At 55.8% G+C, this 1,795-nt stretch carries 2 protein-coding genes; one reads left to right on the forward strand and one right to left on the reverse strand.

Annotation, left to right across the window (positions count from 1 at the left end; genetic code table 11):
• On the forward strand, window positions 1-596 hold a 596-nt coding region (locus WA354_RS04505; RefSeq protein WP_472811816.1), incomplete at its 5' end, for a helix-turn-helix transcriptional regulator.
• Window positions 597-883: 287 nt separating this feature from the next.
• On the opposite strand, the gene WA354_RS04510 is transcribed toward WA354_RS04505, so the two are convergent.
• On the reverse strand, window positions 884-1,795 hold a 912-nt coding region (locus WA354_RS04510; protein ID WP_472811817.1), incomplete at its 5' end, for a hypothetical protein.

Raw genomic sequence — 1,795 nt, forward strand, 5'->3', positions numbered from 1 at the left:
GCCTGACGCCGATCACTCGGTTATTGCCGAGCTTCATTCTGATTAATGCCGATCAGAAAAGCACGCTTGCTCTTCACAACGCAATGCAGGCGCTGGCATCAGAAATGGCAGAACAGGAGCCGGGATCTGAAGTCGTCGCGAGCCGGCTGGCCGAGGTTCTGTTTATCCAGGTACTCCGGACGCATATCGCGTCGGGACCGGAACGCAACAAAGGATGGCTTCGTGCGGTTTTCGATCCTCAAATTGGCGCTGCCCTGAGTGCCATTCACGGCAGAGTGAATACACCGTGGACGGTCGAATCCCTGGCCGAAGCGGCGGGCATGTCTCGCTCCGCATTCGCAGCACGTTTTAAAGAGCTACTCGGACAAACGCCGCTGGAATATGTAACCGAGTGGCGAATGCAGAAGGCGATGCAGTTACTCGAACAGCGTGACAAGAAGCTCGTCGACGTCGCCCGGTTGGTCGGTTACGAATCTGATGCCGCGTTCAGTAAGGCATTCAAGCGAGTGGTCGGGGCCAACCCTGGTGAATACCTCAAACGTGGTTTTGAAGGCCACGGTCGTGCCGGAATGGCGGACCACGATCAGGCCCGGTAAACGCTCATGGCAACAGCGACCTCGAACGGCACCAAGGTCCCGTGATTCCAGTCGCCATGCCGACTTATGAATACTGATCCGCAGTATTGCCGATCGATGGCATCTCCAGGCTTTGGACGCCCAAACCTTTGAGAGCATTTCGCCGCGTCGAACAACTGATAGAAATGCCAGCTTTCGCGGATCGCAAGGTCATCAGCGCTATGGCTATTACCGATGGTGGGAACGCCTCGGGCCTACAGCCGAAAATCGAGTAAACAGAGGGTTGTCGATAATCCAGGCGCAGCCCTTTAATCTGCGTTCAGGTTCATCATCCGCTTCAAGTCTGGCCAGCGGGGGCTGGAGGTAAGGAGGTCGCCAAACTGCAGGGGAAATAGCCATGGCGCACGGGGATCGCGCTGCTCAATGGCCTTCTCATACCAGTCAGCGGCAGAATCGATATTCGCTAGAACGGAGTAATAACAAAAGAAGCCGCCGGGAACTCCAAAGGCCGTGCCGTCGCCGAGCTCTTTGAGCAAGGCTTGTGCTCGAATCTCTTCTCCTACGCGCTCATGCATTGCGGCAAGCCGGCCGATCACAGTCGGATTCCAGGACGCCAGTGATCGTGCCTTCTCTTCGTAAGCGATGGCTTCGGTCAGCCGATTCTGCTTTAGACAAGAGAAGCTCAGCCATGAATGGGCGATCCAAAAGTTCTCATCGAGTTGCAAAGCATCCCGAAGTATGGCTTCTCCCTCGGCGAATCTGCGGGAAGCCAAACAGAAGCTCCCCAAGGCTGACCGGCACAAAGCATTGAGCGGATCTTCCTGAAGTGCGCGCTTAATCCCCTCTTTCGCCTCTTCCATGCGCCCCAGTGATACAAGATAAAACGAACTATGGAGGTAGCGAATAAACGGTTGCATCTGCTCGCTGGCCATGACTATTTCGAACTCCCGCCCAGCCTCAGACCAGTCGTAGTCGAGCACTGCCGCCATTGCCAGAACACCGTGAACATCCGGTAGCGTTGACTCGATTTCCAGTGCCCGTCGTGCCGTCGCTTTCATTGAATCGGCTGCTTCCATTGGAGGGATCTGATTCTCGATAGCCAGGATGTAGAAGCACCATCCAAGATCGCTATGCGCCAATGCAAATCCAGGATCGAGCGTAATTGCTCTTTCAAGACATTCTCTGCCGCGTGCCGCCGACTCGGGGGTCCACCGCTGCAG

Origin of the sequence: Occallatibacter sp. (assembly GCF_049802275.1) — a bacterium.
Lineage (GTDB): Bacteria > Acidobacteriota > Terriglobia > Terriglobales > Acidobacteriaceae > Telmatobacter.